This window comes from Nocardia wallacei (assembly GCF_014466955.1).
Lineage (GTDB): Bacteria > Actinomycetota > Actinomycetes > Mycobacteriales > Mycobacteriaceae > Nocardia > Nocardia wallacei.
In genome coordinates, this window is sequence record NZ_AP023396.1 from 4,857,571 (window position 1) to 4,874,502 (window position 16,932).

The 16,932-nt window shown below is 71.1% G+C and carries 18 protein-coding genes; 7 read left to right on the forward strand and 11 right to left on the reverse strand.

The window, feature by feature from the left end; translation table 11 throughout:
* Positions 1 to 12 precede the first annotated feature (12 nt).
* Positions 13 to 567 (reverse strand): gluconokinase, encoded by a 555-nt coding sequence (locus NWFMUON74_RS21355; RefSeq protein ID WP_187683607.1) that lies wholly within the window; start codon positions 565 to 567, stop codon positions 13 to 15.
* Between the two features lie 54 nt (positions 568 to 621).
* Between NWFMUON74_RS21355 and NWFMUON74_RS21360 the strand changes: the two genes are divergently transcribed.
* Both NWFMUON74_RS21360 and NWFMUON74_RS21365 read left to right on the forward strand, forming a co-directional pair.
* A complete protein-coding gene (locus NWFMUON74_RS21360) occupies positions 622 to 1,107 on the forward strand; it encodes a universal stress protein (protein ID WP_187683608.1) in 486 nt (161 codons plus the stop codon).
* Positions 1,108 to 1,234: 127 nt separating this feature from the next.
* Positions 1,235 to 2,626 carry a DoxX family membrane protein gene (locus NWFMUON74_RS21365; protein ID WP_187683609.1) on the forward strand — a complete coding sequence of 464 codons (1,392 nt, stop codon included), beginning with the start codon at positions 1,235 to 1,237 and terminating at the stop codon, positions 2,624 to 2,626.
* Positions 2,627 to 2,688: 62 nt separating this feature from the next.
* On the opposite strand, the gene NWFMUON74_RS21370 is transcribed toward NWFMUON74_RS21365, so the two are convergent.
* From NWFMUON74_RS21370 to NWFMUON74_RS21385, 4 genes are all read right to left on the reverse strand, one after another.
* Positions 2,689 to 2,976 carry a hypothetical protein gene (locus tag NWFMUON74_RS21370; RefSeq protein WP_187683610.1) on the reverse strand — a complete coding sequence of 96 codons (288 nt, stop codon included), beginning with the start codon at positions 2,974 to 2,976 and terminating at the stop codon, positions 2,689 to 2,691.
* A gap of 39 nt (positions 2,977 to 3,015) precedes the next feature.
* Positions 3,016 to 3,903: a helix-turn-helix domain-containing protein gene (locus NWFMUON74_RS21375; protein WP_187683611.1), complete on the reverse strand. Its 888-nt coding sequence runs from the start codon at positions 3,901 to 3,903 to the stop codon at positions 3,016 to 3,018.
* Between the two features lie 143 nt (positions 3,904 to 4,046).
* Positions 4,047 to 4,526 (reverse strand): nitroreductase family deazaflavin-dependent oxidoreductase, encoded by a 480-nt coding sequence (locus NWFMUON74_RS21380; protein ID WP_232110497.1) that lies wholly within the window; start codon positions 4,524 to 4,526, stop codon positions 4,047 to 4,049.
* 45 nt (positions 4,527 to 4,571) lie between these two features.
* Complete coding sequence (locus tag NWFMUON74_RS21385; protein WP_187683612.1) at positions 4,572 to 4,763, reverse strand: hypothetical protein; 192 nt, start codon at positions 4,761 to 4,763, stop codon at positions 4,572 to 4,574.
* A gap of 151 nt (positions 4,764 to 4,914) precedes the next feature.
* On the opposite strand from NWFMUON74_RS21385, the gene NWFMUON74_RS21390 reads away from it, so the two are divergent.
* Together NWFMUON74_RS21390 and NWFMUON74_RS21395 are read left to right on the forward strand one after the other, a co-directional pair.
* Positions 4,915 to 5,301: a TRAP transporter large permease subunit gene (locus NWFMUON74_RS21390; protein ID WP_187683613.1), complete on the forward strand. Its 387-nt coding sequence runs from the start codon at positions 4,915 to 4,917 to the stop codon at positions 5,299 to 5,301.
* 24 nt (positions 5,302 to 5,325) lie between these two features.
* On the forward strand, positions 5,326 to 5,481 hold the full coding sequence (locus tag NWFMUON74_RS21395; protein WP_187683614.1) for a DUF6131 family protein: 156 nt from the start codon (positions 5,326 to 5,328) through the stop codon (positions 5,479 to 5,481).
* Here the strand turns inward: NWFMUON74_RS21395 and NWFMUON74_RS21400 are convergent.
* The gene (locus tag NWFMUON74_RS21400) at positions 5,475 to 6,311 is read right to left on the reverse strand and encodes an alpha/beta fold hydrolase (protein WP_187683615.1); all 837 of its coding nucleotides are present in this window, start codon (positions 6,309 to 6,311) and stop codon (positions 5,475 to 5,477) included. The two genes, NWFMUON74_RS21395 and NWFMUON74_RS21400, sit on opposite strands and share 7 nt — an antisense overlap.
* A 70-nt stretch (positions 6,312 to 6,381) precedes the next feature.
* Here NWFMUON74_RS21400 and NWFMUON74_RS21405 point away from each other — a divergent pair, with 70 nt between their 5' ends.
* Entirely contained in the window at positions 6,382 to 6,969 is a 588-nt protein-coding gene (locus tag NWFMUON74_RS21405) for a TetR/AcrR family transcriptional regulator (protein ID WP_232110498.1), read from the forward strand.
* On the opposite strand, the gene NWFMUON74_RS21410 is transcribed toward NWFMUON74_RS21405, so the two are convergent.
* From NWFMUON74_RS21410 to NWFMUON74_RS21420, 3 genes are all read right to left on the reverse strand, one after another.
* Entirely contained in the window at positions 6,962 to 9,028 is a 2,067-nt protein-coding gene (locus NWFMUON74_RS21410) for a neutral/alkaline ceramidase (protein WP_187683617.1), read from the reverse strand. The genes NWFMUON74_RS21405 and NWFMUON74_RS21410 overlap by 8 nt on opposite strands.
* A 107-nt stretch (positions 9,029 to 9,135) precedes the next feature.
* Positions 9,136 to 11,529 (reverse strand): beta-glucosidase, encoded by a 2,394-nt coding sequence (locus NWFMUON74_RS21415; RefSeq protein WP_187683618.1) that lies wholly within the window; start codon positions 11,527 to 11,529, stop codon positions 9,136 to 9,138.
* 493 nt (positions 11,530 to 12,022) lie between these two features.
* Positions 12,023 to 12,607: a DUF8176 domain-containing protein gene (locus NWFMUON74_RS21420; protein WP_232110499.1), complete on the reverse strand. Its 585-nt coding sequence runs from the start codon at positions 12,605 to 12,607 to the stop codon at positions 12,023 to 12,025.
* A 256-nt stretch (positions 12,608 to 12,863) separates the two neighbouring features.
* Between NWFMUON74_RS21420 and NWFMUON74_RS21425 the strand changes: the two genes are divergently transcribed.
* Entirely contained in the window at positions 12,864 to 13,643 is a 780-nt protein-coding gene (locus tag NWFMUON74_RS21425) for an aminoglycoside adenylyltransferase domain-containing protein (RefSeq protein WP_187683619.1), read from the forward strand.
* A gap of 153 nt (positions 13,644 to 13,796) precedes the next feature.
* The gene (locus NWFMUON74_RS21430) at positions 13,797 to 15,050 is read left to right on the forward strand and encodes a cytochrome P450 (RefSeq protein WP_232110500.1); all 1,254 of its coding nucleotides are present in this window, start codon (positions 13,797 to 13,799) and stop codon (positions 15,048 to 15,050) included.
* A gap of 1 nt (position 15,051) precedes the next feature.
* Here NWFMUON74_RS21430 and NWFMUON74_RS21435 read toward each other — a convergent pair whose 3' ends face one another.
* Together NWFMUON74_RS21435 and NWFMUON74_RS21440 are read right to left on the reverse strand one after the other, a co-directional pair.
* On the reverse strand, positions 15,052 to 16,248 hold the full coding sequence (locus tag NWFMUON74_RS21435; protein WP_187683620.1) for a styrene monooxygenase/indole monooxygenase family protein: 1,197 nt from the start codon (positions 16,246 to 16,248) through the stop codon (positions 15,052 to 15,054).
* 370 nt (positions 16,249 to 16,618) lie between these two features.
* Complete coding sequence (locus NWFMUON74_RS21440; RefSeq protein WP_187683621.1) at positions 16,619 to 16,837, reverse strand: hypothetical protein; 219 nt, start codon at positions 16,835 to 16,837, stop codon at positions 16,619 to 16,621.
* Between the last annotated feature and the right edge of the window lie 95 nt (positions 16,838 to 16,932).

Here is a 16,932-nt window from a genome sequence, read left to right on the forward strand (position 1 = left end):
TCGGCGAGAAGGTCAGGGGCACAGCGTGTCCGGCGTCCACCCACCTGCCGTGGCCCTGATCGCCCGCTCGACCACCCGGTCGATGTCACCGGTGGCGTCGATCCTGGCTCCCGGTTCGTCCGGGGCGAGGGGCTGGAGGGTGGCCAGCTGCGAGTCCAAGAGCTGGGCGCCCATGAAATGGCCGCTGCGCGTGGTCAATCGGCGCAACAGTTCCCCGCGCGGTACGTCGAGTTCGATGAACAGCAGCGCGGGAACCTTGGCGCGCAAGCGATCTCGGTAGGCGCGTGTGAGTGCAGAACAAGCGACTACGCCGCGAGGTGAATTCCGCGGGCCGTCCGGCTGCTCGGCGTGATCCGCCAGCCATGCCGCGACCAGATCCAGCCAGGGCCATCGATCGGCGTCGTCGAGCGGCACCCCGGCGGCCATCTTCGCCACGTTCGCGGGCGGATGGAAGGCGTCGCCGTCGGCGTACTCGGCTCCGAGCGCCGCGGCCAGCCGCTCCCCCACCGTGGACTTGCCCGCGCCCGAGACGCCCATGACGGCGATCGGCCCCCATGGTTCGGTCATGGCCGCGACCTTAGTCCCCGAGCTCGGCGGGCCGTCTGATCTACGCTCGGAAGGGTGGCGGAGGAAACTACACCGGAGTGGGCGCCCAGCGCGTCGTCCGGCTTCGAGCTGGGCACCGACGGACCGAACGTGATCCTCGTCGGGATCGACGGCTCGGACGCGTCCTGGCGGGCCGCCGCCTACGCCGCGGGGCTCGCCCGCCGCCAGAACGCGCTGCTGGCAATGATTTACGTACAGCCGTGGATGGCGATGGCGGGCGCCTACGGGGCCGATGTGCAAGCGGTGACCGCGGAGATGGCCGAGGAGCTGGCCCGCGAAATTCAGCAGCACGCCGAGCGGGTGCGGGACGTGTACGCGGTCCGATGGAAATTCCTCACCCGCCGCGGCGACCCGTATGCCGGGCTGGCCGAAGCCGCCGACGAACTCAAGGCCGACGCGGTCGTGGTCGGCGCGTCGGAGAAGACCGGGCACCGGCTGATCGGATCGGTCGCCGTGCGGCTGGTCAAGGCCGGGCGCTGGCCCGTCACCGTGGTGCCCTGACCCGCGTGGCAAACCCGGACCGACCGGTCCGGTGGTTACGATCCTCCTCGTGGATCCGGTCGACCGAGTTTGACCCACCCCACCGCGGGAATCGCCGGAACAGCCGTCGAGGGAAAGGGTTGTCTTCATGATCATCCGCCGTCTTGCCCGACCGCTGCTGGCTGCCAACTTCGTTGTCGACGGGATCGACACGCTGAGGCATCCGGAGCCGCGCGCCAAGGCCGCCGCGTCTCTGGTGTCGCGTGGTCAGCAGAGCCTGTCGCCGCAACTGGCCGAGAAACTGCCGAGCGAGCCGGGCCAGATCGTGCGTGTCAACGCCGCAGCCCAGGTGGGCGCCGGTGTGCTGCTGGCGATGGGGCGGCTGCCCCGGCTGTCGGCACTGGTGCTGGCGTGCACGGTGGTGCCCGCAACCGTCACCGAACAGGATTTCTGGAACGAGCCCGATCCGGATCGCCGCGCCACCAAGCGGGTCGCGTTCCTGAAGGACCTCGGCCTGCTGGGCGGGCTGATCATCGCGTCGGCCGACACCGCGGGCAAACCGTCGCTGGGCTGGCGTGGCCGGCGGGCCGCCCGCCAGGCCGCCGCGGCCCTGCCGTTCGTCGGCCCCACCTCGGGCGAGGCGCTGCGCGACCGCTTGCAACAGCAGGCGGCGCACGGCCGCGAGCTGGCACTCACCGCTGCCGACAAGGGCGCGGTCCTGGCCGAGGTGGCGCGGCAGCGCGGCGCGGAGCTGGCCGTCCCGGCAAAGGAACACGGTGCCGAATGGGCCGAACGCGCCAAGCATCGCGGCGCCGAACTCGCCGAAGTCGCCAAGCACCGAGGTGGGGAACTCGCCGAGGTAACCAGACAACGCGGCACCGAACTCGCCGTCCCGGCAAAGGAACACGGTGCCGAGTGGGCCGAACGCGCCAAGCATCGCGGCGCCGAACTCGCCGAAGTCGCCAAGCAGCGCGGTGGGGAACTCGCCGAGGTGGCCAAGCACCGTGGGGCCGAGCTCGCCGAGGTGACCAAGCAGCGTGGCTCGGAGCTGGCTGTTCCGGCGAAGGAGCATGGTTACGAGTGGGCCGGGCGGGCGAAGCACCGGGGCGCCGAACTCGCCGAAGTCGCCAAGCAGCGCGGCAGCGCTCTGGTCGACACCGCCGAGGAGCGTGGCAGCGAGTGGGCCGAACGCGGCAAACGGCGGGGAGCGGCCGCGGCGCAGACCGCGCAGCACCGCGGCGGCCGCTGGGCCGACCGGGCCAAGCATCGCGGCGCCGAACTCACCGAGCTGGCCAAGCAGCGCGGCGCCGAGTGGGGCGATACGGCCCAGCACTACGGCGCCGACCTCGAGGGCCGCACGCGCAAACGTGGCAGGCAGCTGGCGCGGACGGCCCGCGAGCGCAGGGCGGAAGTGGCCGCCATCGCCCGGCAGCGCGCCGCACTGGCGGCTGCCGAAGCCGCCGCGCTGGCGGATCAGGCCAAGGACCGCGGCGCCGAGGTGGCCGGGTCACGCGGCCGCGGCAAGTTCGGCCGCCGCTAGGTTCTCCGTACGGTTCCGCACCCCGCAGTCCACGCGGGGTGCGGAATCGTGCGGCGACCGGCTCAGTACTCCTGCGCGAGATCCGCGTCGTAGTCGCGGAATTCGGCCGCTTCGCCGCGCACCCGGCGCATCTCCAGATCGTCGAACAGGCCGATCCGCTGCACCGTCACCGCGGCGATGCCCAGATTCAGGGCCTCCGCGGCCGCGATCTCCTTGCGGACGGCGAGTTCGTCGTAGCCGGGATCGTCTCTCGGCAACCGCCCCAGCATCGTGCGCAACTCGGACAATTCCGCCAGCGCCCGCGTGCGCTGCCGCACCGCCCCGCGATCCGGATCGTCCATCGTGCTCACCGCTCCTCGGACGTGTTCGTCGAGCACTCCACCCGCACCTCACAGCCGGGCGGCAGCCTCCAGCAACAACTTTCGCGACTTCTCGGGAGTCGCGGCCTGCACACTGAGCGTATCCATGACCTGCCGGTACAGCTCCAGATCCCGTGAGCGGTCCAAATACAGTGCGCTGGTGAGCTGTTCGAGATAGACGACGTCGGGAAGTTCGGGCTCGGCGAAGCGCAGCATCGTGAACGAACTGCCCGCCGCCGCGTGCCCGCCGACGGCGTAGGGCAGCACCTGAACTGTCACGTTGTTGCGGGTCGACATCGCCGCGAGGTGCTCGAGTTGCCCGCGCAACACCTCGGGGCCGCCGATCGCGCGGTGCAGCACCGCCTCGTCCAGCACGGCCCACAGCGTCGGACCGCCGGGGCGATCCAGCACCTCCTGACGACGGCGGCGCAGCTCCACCCGGCGCGACGCGTCCTCCTGCCCGTCGCCCAGGGCGATCACCGCGCGGGTGTAGTCCTCGGTCTGCAGCAGACCCGGAACCAGCTGCCCTTCGAAGGTCCGGATCGCGAGCGAGGCGTGCTCGAGCCCCAGATAGGTTTCGAACCAGGGCGGCAGCAGATCACCGAAGCGCTGCCACCAACCGGGCTCGTTGGCCTTGCGGACGACGCCGAGGAACGCCTCCCGCTCCTCGGCGTCGCCGACGCCGTACAGCGTCAACAGGTCTCGGATGTCGCGTTCCTTGAAACCGGTGCGGCCCAGTTCGAGACGGCTGATCTTGGCGTGCGAGCCGCGAATGTGCTCGCCGGCCGCCTCCCGGCTGATGCCGCGCTGCTCGCGTAGTCTGCGAAGTTGCCCGCCGACCGCGATGCGTAGCGCGGTCGGCCCGCGATCGGCTACGCCCGAATCCACACGGCCGATGCGCGCGGGTTCCGAAATCATGGATCGACTCCGATGCTCGGCGGCTATAGGCGGCGGTGCGGGGCCGGTCGGACGCTCCGGCCCGCCACGCCAGGCGGTAATCATACCCCCGCCGCGGCGCGGATCGTCGAGTTCGGGAACGCCGCGTCGGCGGCGGTTGCCGATCAGATGCGGGACAGCTGATAGATGCGGAACACGCGCGGCCCGGCGAGTCGCTGCTCCATGGTGTAACCGGGCCAGTAGGCGACGGCGCGCTGCCAGGCGCTGTCGCGTTCGGGCCCCGCGAGGCGGCGCACCCGGACCTTGAAACGTTCTCCGCCACTGTGTATTTCGGCATGCTCGGCGGCATCGAGGTTGGCCGACCACGCGGGATGCCCCGGGCGTCCCCAGTTCGAACCGACCAGCAGGTAGGTGTCCGGGCCGTCGGGGACGTAGAGCAGCGAGACCGTGCGCGGTAAACCGGACTTGCGCCCGGTGACGGTCAGCTCCATGGACGGCAGTCCGGCGATGTCGAGGACACCGCGGCGGCCGCCGCTGAGCCGCCGGACCAGCCGCTCCAAGCGCACGACGGCCGGAGCGGCGCGCATCACCGACGGACGGCGCGCGATGGCGCGCCCCACGGCGGACAGCGGATTCCTCGGCACCTGCTCACCGTAATGGACCGCGGTTTCGATGCGGTGGCCCACCTGTCACCGGGCGGCTATGCCGGAATCGCGGATCACCCCGAGCATCTCGCTGTAGCTGAGACTCGAAGTGACGGTGAGGGTTTCCGAACCCGGGTCGGTGTCGACGTGGCTGACGGTGTCCAGGCCGCGCAGGGTGCGCTCGGCGACCTCGGCGTCGGAGCCGAACTCGGGCAGTTCGAAGGTGTAGGTGCTCATGGGTATCTCCCGCGATCGGATGTGGTTGTGTTCCCGGCGTATCCGCGTCCGCGCGGCCGAAACTCCGTGGCGGGCGGGACCGGCGAGCTCGTTTGAACCATATGGCGGCGGGAATTGCGAGCCCAAACCATCCGACAACCTTGGGATTGCCATGATTGTTCTCATCGGATTGATCGTGTTGATCGCCGCGGTCGCGGTCGGCGTCGCGGCGGTGTCCGCCAACCTGGGCACCGCGCATCCGCTGTCCACCGATTTCACGGTCTTCGACCAGCATTTCACCGGTTCGCAGGGCGAGCTGTTCGCCGCCGGCGCCGCGGTCGGCGCGGTCGGCATGCTCGGGCTCATGCTGGTGCTGGCGGGCGCGCTGACCACCGCGCGGCGCAATGCCGCCGTGCGCCGGGAGTTGCGTCGCTCTCGTCGCGAAATCGCCTCCGCGCGAGGGGATTCCACGACGTCCACCCGGCCCTGGAACCGCTTCCTGCGCCGGCCCGGCGCGCAGCCGAAGTCCGCTACCCGCCATGCGCAGCCGCAGAGCTGACGCCCCGACCGAAACGGGATCACCATGATCATCGCCGGAATCCTGCTCGTCATCGCCGGATATCTGCTCGGCTTCCCCGTCCTCGTCACCATCGGCGTCATCCTCGCCGTGGCCGGGCTCGTACTGGTGCTGCTGGGTGGCGCCGGGCGGCCGGTGGGCGGACGCCGCCACTACTATTGAGTGCCGACGAGGAACTCCGCCATCGCCGCGGCGACGGCAGCGGGCTGGTCGAGCATCGACAAGACGTACGCGTCGTCGATCTCGACCAGCCGTCCGCGTGGCAGCAGTTCGGCGAGGCGGGCGCCGTGCGCGCGCGGCATCACCTTTCCCGCCGACGACCAGAGCACCAAGACCTCGCCCGAGAACTCCCGTAACGCTTCGGTATTCGCGATCAGCTCGCGTTCGTCCGGCATCGACCGGCCGTACTTGCGGACATCCCGGCCGATCCGGCGGTCACGCAGGCCGGGCTCGGTCCAGCCGCGCACCAACTCGTCGGGGATCCGAGAGCGGGCCATCCAGCCGAACAGCAACGGCGAGCGCCGCAGCCATCCGTTCCGCAACTGCCGCAAGGCGATCGGCAGCGCTCCGGGCACCCGGAGCGCGACCACGGCCATCTTCCCCGGCAGGCCGGGCGGGAAGTTCCCGAATGCCTCGCACGGCGTGACGATCAGCCGCGACACGCGCTCGTCGAGCCCGTAGGCGGTGAGGAAAAGGCCGCCGCCCCAATCGTTGTGTACCAGCGTGACCTCCCGCAGATCCAATGCGGTGAGGAAATCCGCGATCAACACGTTGAGCCCGCGCATGGACAGGTCGGCGTCGGCATGCATCGCCTCGGGGTGTGAACCCAGCGGCAGATCCGGGCGGATATAGCGGAAGCCACTGGGCAGCAGCTCCGCTACGGCGTCCCAGACCGTGTGATTCATCAGCAGCCCGTGCAGCAGCACCACCGGCGGCCCCTCGCCGTGCTCGAGGTAATGCACGGGGCCCGCGGGAACCTCGATAACAGGCATACGGCCGATTCCTTCCGTTAGAACGGTCGCTCTAGAGCGTGTGCTCTAGTGTGGTGGTATGGGCGAGCAGATGTCAACCAGTACCCGGGCGCGCATCCTCACCGCGGCGACCGAACTGATGCGGCGCCAGGGGTACGGGTCGACCAGCGTCAAGCAGCTGACAGCGGCGGCCCGGGCGCCGATCGGGTCGCTGTATCACCACTTCCCCGAGGGCAAGCAGCAGATCGCCGCCGAGGCGCTGCGCACCAGCGGCGCCGCCTACATCCAGTTGCTGCCGCTGCTCATGGACCCGTACGAGGATCTGCGGGAGGCGGTGCCCGCGGCGTTCGCCGCCGCGGCGGCCGACATGGCGGCCTCCGGCTGGATGAACATGTGCCCCGTCGGCACCGTCGCGGGCGAGATCGCCGACAGCGAACCGGAACTGCGCGCGGTGGCCGCCGAGGTGGTCGAGTCCTGGGTCGCGCAGGGCGCCGAGTACTTCGTGCGGCGCGGGCTGACGCCGGAGTCCGCGCGCGAGTTCACCTTCGCGATGTTGAGCGCCCTCGAGGGGGCGTTCGTTCTGGGCCGCACGCTGCGTTCCGCCGAGCCGCTGCACGCCGCCGGGCAGACCATGGCCGCGCATCTGGCCCGGCTGCTGGACCCGGACGCGGTCAGGTGATGGTGAATTCCGCTGTGGTCCCGGTGAATCGGGTCAGCGCTCCCCCGGCGTCGCGGCTGTCACCGAAATACCGGATGCGGTAGCGGCCCGCTGCCACGGCGTCCGGCACTGTCCACCGGATCGCGATCACCGACGCCGCGGGCTGCCCGTCCGGGCGCGACCATTCCAGCTCGGTGCACCAGTCGTTGTCGTCGTGAACCCGCACCCAGCCGGTGCCCGCGGCGCGCTGGACCTCGAAATAGGTACCGCCGGTGCGGAAGTCGTTGTTCGGGTGAGCGCCCGCGAACTCCACCGAAACCGTCTGCCCCGCACGATATTCCGGCTGCGGCGCGACCAGCACGTCACCGAAGGCGTGGCCCGCGGGGGGCACGTCCGGTGGTACCGCCGCGAGCAGATTCGGCTGTGCGCCCGACGCCCAGTCCAGCGGGGCCGGGCCGCGACCGGGGTCGACCCGGGCGGCCAGCGCGCGGGCCAGCCGGTCGAATTCCTGCATGTAGGCCGGAAGCGTCCAGCGGCCATAGAGCGTCTCGCCGCCCTCGTACTGCTGCGAGACGTATTCCTCGGGCGTGGTCACGTAGCCGCTGTACCCGTTGGCGTAGCCCTGCACCAGCACGTTCTCCACCGGCACCGCCAGAGCGCGGGCGACCACCTGCCGGATCCGCAGCCCCGACACCACCGTGTACTCCGCCGGGCCGGAGGCCAGCACCAGATCCCCGATCCGCATGATCTGGATGGGCACCACCTGGGGCACCCACGGGCGCGGCGGCAGCACCCCCAGCGGCGCCACGATCAGCTTGGGCGCCTGCGCATCTCGCATCCACTGCTCGATCGGTGCGTCGATGCCGCCGAGCGCCGCGACCATCGGGTTGCTGTCGCCCTCGCTCAGGAACGCCAGCTGCGTCTTCCAGTTGTCCTCGGAGCTGGTGGCCGCCGCCGCGGCGCCCATCATCGCCGGGGCGGTGCGGGCCGGTTTGCCGTCGGGCGTGTAGGCCCCGTCGATCGCGACGTCGGCCATGTCCACGTAGCGCAGCACCGCGTCGACGCCGCCGCTGCCCATCGGCCGGGCCGAGTCGAACGCCGCACGGCCGCACAGGTATTGGCGTTCGCCGATGAGCGCGCAGTTGGCGCGGTTGTCGTCGGTGGGGCCGCCGGGATGCCACGGGGTGAGGTTCAGGTTCGGAGTCATGTCGCCCGCGTTGGTCTGCGCGAACGCCGCGACGAAGGCGGGTGCGCCGTCGAGGTGCCGCACGCCCATCTCGTCGTGTTCCCAGCGGTAGCTGGCATAGCCCTTGTTGTCGACGGAGATCAGGGTGTTCTTGTCGGTGAGCGAGGTGCCGTGGGTGGCGAACCAGGTGATCGCTCCGACGTCCTTGCCGCCCTGCCGCAACCGCAGCACCGTGACCCGCGGATCGATGCCGCCCGGGAACTCCGCCTTGTCCGCGGCGGGGTTGAGTTCGAACGCCTCGCGCGAGCGATTGGCGCTGGCGTCGTGCAGTTCGCCGTGGCCGAGCAGCACGGTGCCCGGCGCCAGCCGCTCGTGCGCGGCCGCGATCGCCGCCACGATCCCGGCCACCTCCGCCTCGTGCGAGTTCTGCTGAAAGCCGTAGGCGGCAAGGGAATACGCGTACTCCCGCGCGGTGCCGCCGCACGAGTTGTGGTTGTGCGTGGCATTGAGGTTGACATTGCGCTCGGTGTAGAGGCCACCGAAGCGCTGGGCGAGCCGCCCCAGCACCGCCAGGTGCACGGATTGGAACAGGCAGGCGATGTCGGCGTTGACGAACACCACCCGGTCGCCGGTGGCCCGGTCGACGATGATGTAGGCCCGCGCCCAGCAGCGGGTGAGCAGCCCCGTCGCGATCTGGTCGAGTTCGGAGTAGCCCATCATGCCCTGCCCGGCGACCGCGCCGGTGACATCGGCGAGACCACAGCCGACCAGATAGTCGTGCTCACCGGCCACTCGTCGGAGCGGTTGCGCCGCAGCATGATTCGCACTCCCGACACCGGCCGCCACCGCCGCGGCCGTGCCACCCGCCAGCATCGATCGCCGGGAAACCGCCACCGTGGCTCCTTGCTTCCATGACGGCGGCCGGTATCGGTAGCGAAGCCGTCGCCGTACTGCGTGTTCCGTTCGGCGAAGCGTACTGGACGTGCGTCCAGTTTGCTACCTCAGGTGACGACGACCTCCGCCATCAGCGGCAGCGCGATGACCGAGGTGCCGACCTGCAGCGTGAACGCGCCCGGCTCGACCTTCCAGCCGTCGTCGGTCCAGTGCTCGAAGGCCCGCTGCGGCAACGCCAGTTCCACCCGCTGTGACTCCCCGGCTTCGAGGATGACCGTCTCGAAGGCCGCCAGCCAGCGCAATGGGCGCTCGATCGCACTGTGCTCGCGGGAGAGATAAGCCTGCACGACCTGTTTACCCACGCGCTCACCGATATTGGTGACGGTGACCGTGGCGGTGCGCCCGGAGATGTCGAGATTGCGCACCTCCCACGTGGTGTAGCCGAGCCCGTGCCCGAACGGGTAGGCGGGCTCGACGCCGGCCCGCAGCCAGGCGCGGTACCCGATGTGCACCCCTTCGGCGTAGTCCAGCGTGCCGTCCGCGGCGGGGGTGGTGTTCAGGACGGGGACGTCGGCCATGGTCTTGGGCCAAGTGGTGGGCAGGCGGCCGCCGGGCTCGGCGGCGCCGGTGAGCACGTCGGCCAGCGCCGCGCCGAACTCCTGGCCGGGGAACCAGGACAGCAGTACCGCGGACACGTCATCGCGCCACGGCAATTCCACGGGCGCACCGGAATTCACCACCACCACGGTTCGGGGATTGGCCGCCGCCACCGCGGCCACCAGTTCGTCCTGGCGGCCCGGCAGGCGCAGCGTGGTGCGGTCGACACCCTCGCTCTCGATCTGCTCGGTGGTGCCGACGACGACCACGGCCACCTCCGCGGCGCGCGCGGCCTCGACCGCGGCCGCGAACTCCTCGTCCGGGCTGCGCCGCGGCCGGGCGGCACCCAGCGTGATACCGAGGAACACGCCCAGCCCCGGCATCGCGGTCAGGTTGCCGACGGTGATGCGGATGTCGACCTCCTGGCCCGCGGCCAGCGTCCTGGTCACCTCGCGCTGCGGCGGATCCAGCAGGGCCGCAACGGGATCCGAACCCTCGAACGCGACCTCACCCTCGGCCACGGTGGCGCCGTCGAGTTCGAGCCGCACCTGTCCGAGCGCGCCCACGCCGATGCGCCAGTCGCCCGCCGCGTCGGCTCGCAGGCGGGCACGCAGTTCCACCCCGGTCGCCCGTTCGGCCGCGGGGTCGCCGAACAGCACCAGGTTCCCGGCGGCGCGGTGCTGGGTGTCGAGCACGGTATCGCCGTCGAGGTAGCGCAGGCACAGGCCCGGGGTACCGGTTTCCGGGTCGGTGATCAGTGCCAGCGGTGCCGGGGACAGCTTGTCCGACAGCCGGACTCCCGGGGTGTAGGTCACCGGCAGGACCTCGCGCAGGCCGTCCAGCGGCGTCGTGGCGTGCGCCGGGATCACCGTGGCGCTGCCCCCGCCCATGAGCCGCGGCTCGGCGGCAGACGGTCCCAGTAGCGCGACCGTGGTGCCGGGCCGCAGTGGCAGCAGCTCGTCGTTGCGCACCAGGACCATCGCGTCCGCGGCCGCCCGTCGCACCAGCCGACGCTGCTGCTCTTCGGTGAAAATCGGTGTGGCAGCGGGCTTGCCGTCGAGTGCGCCCACCCGGCGCGCGAAACGCAGGATGCGGCGGACCTTCTCGTCGATCGCCTCCTGCGCGACCGCGCCCGACCGGACCGCCTGTTCGAGCGGCTCGCCCCAGACCGTGGGCGGGCCGGGCATACACAGATCGGTGCCGTGCGCCGCGCCCTCGGTGGAGCGCACGGCGGTCCAGTCCGACACCACCACGCCGTCGAAACCCCAACTGCCCTTGAGTGGTTCGTCCAGCAGCGGGTGTTCGGTCATGGTGGTGCCGCCGACGGAGTTGTAGGCGGCCATCACCATCCACGCCCCCGCCTGGACGGCCCGTTCGAACGGATACAGGTACAGCTCGCGCAAGGTCCGGTCGGTGGCGCGCACGTCGACGGTGAAGCGATCGGTCTCGGAGTCGTTGGCCACGTAGTGTTTCGGGCACGCGCTCACGCCGTGCCGCTGCACCGCTCGCACGTAGGCCGCGGCCATCTCGGCGGTGAGCATCGGGTCCTCGGAGAAGCATTCGAAATGCCTGCCGCCCAAGGGTGATCGATGCAGGTTGACGGTGGGACCGAGCACCGCGTAGACGTTCTTGCGCCGGGCCTCGGCCGCGATCAGGCCGCCGATCTCCGTGAGCAGCTCCCGGTCCCAGGTGGCGGCCAGGGCGGTGCCGGAGGGCAGGCTCACCGACGGGTCGCGCTCGTCCCAGAACTCGCCCCGCACACCGGAGGGCCCATCGGACACCGGCATCTCCGCCAGCCCGATCGCGGCATCGCCGGCCATCCGGAACATGCCGGCGCCGGACACCAGCCGCACCTTCGCCGCCAAATCCAGCTTCGCCAGCAGCTGCTCGATCTCGTCGTCCATACGCTGCCCCGTTCAAGTCGACTGTCCTGTCCCGGCCCGAGGCTACCGGCCGCCTCCCCACTGCCGTGCCGTTGCGCCACGGCGCGCCACACCGACACATCTCACGCCCAGGTCCACCGCATGCACCTCCGGCACCCTCCGACACGCCCCGCACCACACCACCCGACACACACCACCCGGCACGCGCCCGCCCCACCACCCGACGCGCCTCCGCACCGCACCACCCGACATACACCCACACCACACCACCCGACGCGCCCCCGCACCGCACCACCCGACATACACCCGCACCACGACCCGCCCACACCACCTGACACGCCGCGTACTCGGGTAGACACCGTGCGTTCTGGGGCGCATCCATTCGAATCTTTCGGCTCCCCGGCCATGTTCACCTCGCCGTGGCACGGGTGCAGGCTCCTGACCTGGGTTCACGCCCGGCAGCCGATTCCGGCCGGAGCATGCGGGAGTACCGGCGCGATCTGCCTGACGAGCGTCAGCGCGGGGCGCGTACGGGGTCGATCCTGGTGATCAGGATGGTCCCGGCCGGGCCTCCGACGGTGACGAACTGGCGGTAGATGCGGGTCGAGCGGTCGAGGCGGGTTTCGGTGACGGTGACGAAGAAGGCGCCCGAGGGCTGCGGCACGATCTCGACGCAGTGCCGGGTGCCGACGGGCACGGTGGCGATGCCGACGTCGATCACGGTGGCCGGTGATACCCAGGCGCCGGGTGCCGTGACCGCCCGCGCCGCGGTGCCCGAACGGGTCACGTAATAGGCGTGCTGGAACGCCAGAATCGCGTCGGGCCCGGACTCGGTCGATCCGACGCCGTTGCCGCGGACCAGATCCGCCGTGCGGACCGGCTCGCACTCCGCCCCGCCGCCGAGGCCGAGAGCGGCCGTGCCGACGACGGGCCCCGGCGGGGTCGGCGCCCGGGCATCGACCCGGCTCAATACCAGTCCACCGATCACCAGCACGGTGCCGACCGTCGCGGCCGACCCGACCAGCACCCCGCGCCGGCCGTGCTTGCGGGCGGGCGGCCGCGGCGGAGCCGGTGCGATCATCCCGGGCCACACGGGCACGCGCGTATCACCGCCGCGCGCCGCCGCCACACCGCGCGATCTTCCGTGCCGCGTCTTGCGCTGCACCGCCATCGCCCACCGCACCCCCTTCCCGATGCGTGCCGCCGTGAGGCCCCGACCCGGCGGCAATATCGTTGGGCGCTGACAAGATTGCACATCCACGCCGGATTTGCCGGTCAAATGGCCAACTCCGTGGCCGGTGCGCACGGCGGACCCGCCGCGTCGCGCGGTCGGACGTTCGCGAGATGCTGTCGCGATGGCCTACCCGCTCGCGGAATCACCGTCCCTTCCGGCCGAATTGCGCCCGTACCTGGCGGAGCTGGTGCGGCGCACCCATGAGGTGTGCGGAGGGCGGCTGGTCAGCGTCTTCGCCGTCGGCTCCGTCGCGCTCGACGATTACCGGCACGGGCGCAGCGATGTCGACGTCACCGTGATCGCCGAGCCCGCGCTGCCCGCGCGAGCCGTACCCGAGCTGGCGGCTGCGCTGTCGGCGCTCGACTGCCCGGCCGCGGGGCTGGAATTGGTGCTGTACGACAGCGATTTCGCGAGTCGGCCGTCCGGCGCGGCGGGATTCCGGCTGAATCTCAACTGCGGCCCGCTGCTGCCCTACCGGGCCGATTTCGATTCGTCCGGGGCGCCGGCCTTCTGGTTCGTCATCGACCGGGCGATCGCCTGCCAGTCCGGACGGCTGCTCTACGGTCGCCCCGTGCCCGAAGTCCTCGCCGCGCCCACCCGCTCCACGCAATTGGCCGCGGTGCGGGACTCGGTTCGCGCACACGCGCAGGACGAGGGGCACCTGGCCGACAATCAGGTGCTCAACGGCTGCCGCGCGGTGGTCTTCTGTCGCACCGGCCGGTGGGTGGCCAAAAGCACAGCGGCGCAACAGATCGCGGAGTCGGATGCCGCTGTCCGCCCGCTCGTCGAGGAGGCGCTGCGCAGTTTCGGCCGACCTCGCACCGCGGCGCTGTCACTTCCGCACGCCGAGGTGCGGCAATTCCTGTCGTGGGTGCGCGAACACGTCGAGGACACACCCTGATCGTCCTGGCCGACACCGCACGGTCGCGGCCTCGACCTGCCCGGACACGCTCCGAATGCCCATGACACACCTATCATCTACCGATGCCCGCCGGGGCCCTACGTGCCTACGCTCCTGCCGCCTCGGGCAATTCGCACCGTATCGGAGCCATAGTTGACAGTGCCACGTTCATCGAACCGTCCTGCCGCCGAACCGGTTTCGCACCACGGTTCGCCGGTCCAGCTCGACCGGGAGCGGGTGCCGCTGTACGCGCCCGAATTCGCGACCGACCCGCACGCGGCGTACCGGTCGATGCGCGCCCGATACGGTTCGCTGGTGCCGATCGAGCTGGCGCCGGGCGTACCGGCCACCCTGGTCATCGGTTACCGCACCGCCATCCGGATCCTGCACGACCCGCAACATTTCCCCGCCGATCCGCGCGGCTGGGAACGCACCGTTCCGGCCGACTGCCCGGTGCTGCCGGTACTGCAGTGGCGGCCGAACGCCATGCGCAGTACGGGAAACGAACACGCCCGCTACCGCCGCGCCAATACCGACAGCATCGACGGGGTGGACCTCCACGCGCTGCATGCCACGGTCGAGCGGATCGCGGGAGAGCTGATCGCCGATTTCGAGGCCGCCGGATCGGCGGATCTGGTGGCGCAGTACGCGTTTCCGCTCGCGTTCGCCGTCATCAACGCGATGCTGGGCTGTCCGTCGGAGATCGGTGCGCGGATCGCTGCCGCCACGGTCGCGGTGTTCGACGGCGACGACGCCGAACAGGGCAACCAGTTGCTGGCCGCCGCCGTACTGGAACTTGTCGAGCTGAAACGGCGCGAGCCCGGCGACGACATCACCTCGCGGCTGCTGGCCCATTCCGCCGCGCTCGACGACGCGGAGGTGATCCACCAGATCGTCGTGCTGTACGGCGCGGGCATCGAACCGCTGCAGAATCTGATCGGGAACGCGCTGCGGCTGATCCTGACCGACGACCGGTTCGCCGGTCATGTCATCGGCGGCAGCCTGTCCACCCGGGACGCACTGGACGAGGTGCTGTTCGACGATCCGCCGATGGCGAACTTCTCGGTCACCTATCCGCGCCAGCCGATCCTCATCGAGGACAACTGGCTGCCCGCGCACCAGCCGGTCGTCGTCAGCCTGGCCGGATGCAATAACGACCCGCTGGTCAGCGCGGGCGACCACACCGGTAACCGCTCGCACCTGGCGTGGGGCGCGGGCCCGCACGCCTGCCCGGCGCGCTCGGCGGCCTATCTGATCGCGCAGGACGCCGTCGACCAACTGCTGGACGCGCTGCCCGACCTCGCGCTGGCGGTCCCGGCCACCGAATTGGCTTGGCGGCCAGGACCCTTCCATCGGGCCCTGACCGCGCTGCCGGTGGTCTTCCCGCCGGCGCGGCCGCCGGTGTAGGTCAGGTGCCGGCCGCCAGCGTGGTCAGGTTCGCCGGGCGGGCGAAGGTGTCGGCGAAGATGTCGGCCAGCCGGGAATCGTGGGCCGCCGCCAGCATCAGATCCTGCATCGGGGCGGGCGGGTCGAGCACGGTCGTCGTCCAGCGCGCGGCGGGGTAGGCGATTTCGGTGAGCCACGGCTCGGCCGCCGCGTTCATCCAGTCCCGGTCGAAGGGGCCGTCGCCGTGCCGCAGGATCGCCTCGCCGTACCGGAAGCCGCACTGCACGGCGCTGTTGGCGCCCTGGGCGCCGCCCGGGTCCATGCGGCACACGACGTCACCGCCGCCCAGCACGGCGGCGCCCGACGGCAGCGTTCCCACCGGGCGGCGCACCACGGGAGTGACCGCGCCGACCAGTGTGGCCCCGGCGTCGGTCAGTTCGGCGTCGCGGTACCGGTCCGCGAGGGCGGGTGGCAGGTACCGGTCCAGCAGCCGCCGGGCCAGCCGCAGCCGCTCGCCGGGATCGCCGACTCCGCCGAACACATCGAGTTCACTGCGGGGCCTCGCCTCGAAAAGCACCATCTCGCAACGACGTTCGGCACCGGGTCGTCCGGTCAGGCCGGGGTAGGAGATCACCTCGCCCGTCCCGGGCAGCGCCACATACGTGCCCAGCTCGTCCGGGTCGGGCACGACGCCGTCGAGATAGAACGCCGCCAGCTGCCGCTGCGGACGCGGCGGTACGTCCCAGGCCGGGTCCGCCGGGAAACAGGCGGCCAGCTCGCGATTCGCGCGGGTGACCACCGTGAGATCGTAATCGGCTGTGTCACGGTCGATCTCGGCGACGGCCGGTGCGGCGATCACCAGCTGCCCACCGGCATCCGCGAACGCCCGCAACCAGCGGCCGAAGACCGTACGCTGGTCGACGCTGCGCGCCGGTCGGGTGAATCGCCCCGACCACTGCACCGCCACCGCGCGGTCGGCCACCATGGTGAATCGGATGCCCGCGATCTGCGGCGCGGTGGATCGCCAGCAGTCCAGTCCCACAGCCGATTCCAGGTCCAGCGTCGGCGGAAACTTGACCTGTGTGCTGGTGACCGACCCGGACAGGATCGCCTCGCTGTCGCGGTCGGTGACGACGGTGACCTCCGCGCCACCGGCCAGCAACCGATGCGCCAACGGCAATCCGCACTCACCGGCACCCAGTATCCGTATACGCCTCATATCGGTTTCCTCTCGACACCATTGCCCAACACCACGCCCGCTGCGGCCCCCGGCCCAACTCTCCAACGCCACCGCCCAGGACCACCGGCCCGACCGCCCAGTCCCAGCCCGGCCTCGACCTGGCCAACGCCAGCCGCGCAGGTGCACCCGGCCTCACCCTGCCGACCGCCAGCCGCGCAGGACCACCCGGCCTCCCGCTGCTGACCGCCAACCGCCCAGGTCCACCCGGCCTCCGCCCGCCGACCGCCAACCGCGCAGGTCCACCCGGCCTCCCCCTGCCGACCGCCAACCGCCCAGGACCACCCGGCCTCCCCCCGCCGACCGCCGACGGCTCAGGACCATCCGACGCGCGCTGGCCAACGCCGACCGCTCAGGTCCACAGTCGTCTGCATGGCAGCGGGGGGAGGTTGTCGCGGAGGTCGGAATCGATGGTCACCCGCGCACCGGACTTCGTGACGGCGGCGGAGAAGCGGGCGGCGACCGCGCGATCGTCCTGGTAGTCGAAGACGATCGGCGGGCTGTCGAACCGCACTCGGATGTGACACGAGTCCGGGCCGGTGCCGCCCGGATGCGGCGTTGCGGCAACCACTGGGCGTATCTCACTGTTCGGCTTCGAGTTTCGTGGCCGCCGCGGATCGGCGACCCATGCATCGTGGCCCGGCGGCGCGCCCGGGACATCGGTAG

Coding starts and splice junctions, on each gene's coding strand:
- NWFMUON74_RS21355 (WP_187683607.1), bottom strand. CDS start 567: ATGACCGAACCATGGGGGCCGATCGCCGTCATGGGCGTCTCGGGCGCG.
- NWFMUON74_RS21365 (WP_187683609.1), top strand. CDS start 1,235: ATGATCATCCGCCGTCTTGCCCGACCGCTGCTGGCTGCCAACTTCGTT.
- NWFMUON74_RS21375 (WP_187683611.1), bottom strand. CDS start 3,903: ATGATTTCGGAACCCGCGCGCATCGGCCGTGTGGATTCGGGCGTAGCC.
- NWFMUON74_RS21385 (WP_187683612.1), bottom strand. CDS start 4,763: ATGAGCACCTACACCTTCGAACTGCCCGAGTTCGGCTCCGACGCCGAG.
- NWFMUON74_RS21390 (WP_187683613.1), top strand. CDS start 4,915: ATGATTGTTCTCATCGGATTGATCGTGTTGATCGCCGCGGTCGCGGTC.
- NWFMUON74_RS21395 (WP_187683614.1), top strand. CDS start 5,326: ATGATCATCGCCGGAATCCTGCTCGTCATCGCCGGATATCTGCTCGGC.
- NWFMUON74_RS21400 (WP_187683615.1), bottom strand. CDS start 6,311: ATGCCTGTTATCGAGGTTCCCGCGGGCCCCGTGCATTACCTCGAGCAC.
- NWFMUON74_RS21405 (WP_232110498.1), top strand. CDS start 6,382: ATGTCAACCAGTACCCGGGCGCGCATCCTCACCGCGGCGACCGAACTG.
- NWFMUON74_RS21415 (WP_187683618.1), bottom strand. CDS start 11,529: ATGGACGACGAGATCGAGCAGCTGCTGGCGAAGCTGGATTTGGCGGCG.
- NWFMUON74_RS21425 (WP_187683619.1), top strand. CDS start 12,864: ATGGCCTACCCGCTCGCGGAATCACCGTCCCTTCCGGCCGAATTGCGC.
- NWFMUON74_RS21435 (WP_187683620.1), bottom strand. CDS start 16,248: ATGAGGCGTATACGGATACTGGGTGCCGGTGAGTGCGGATTGCCGTTG.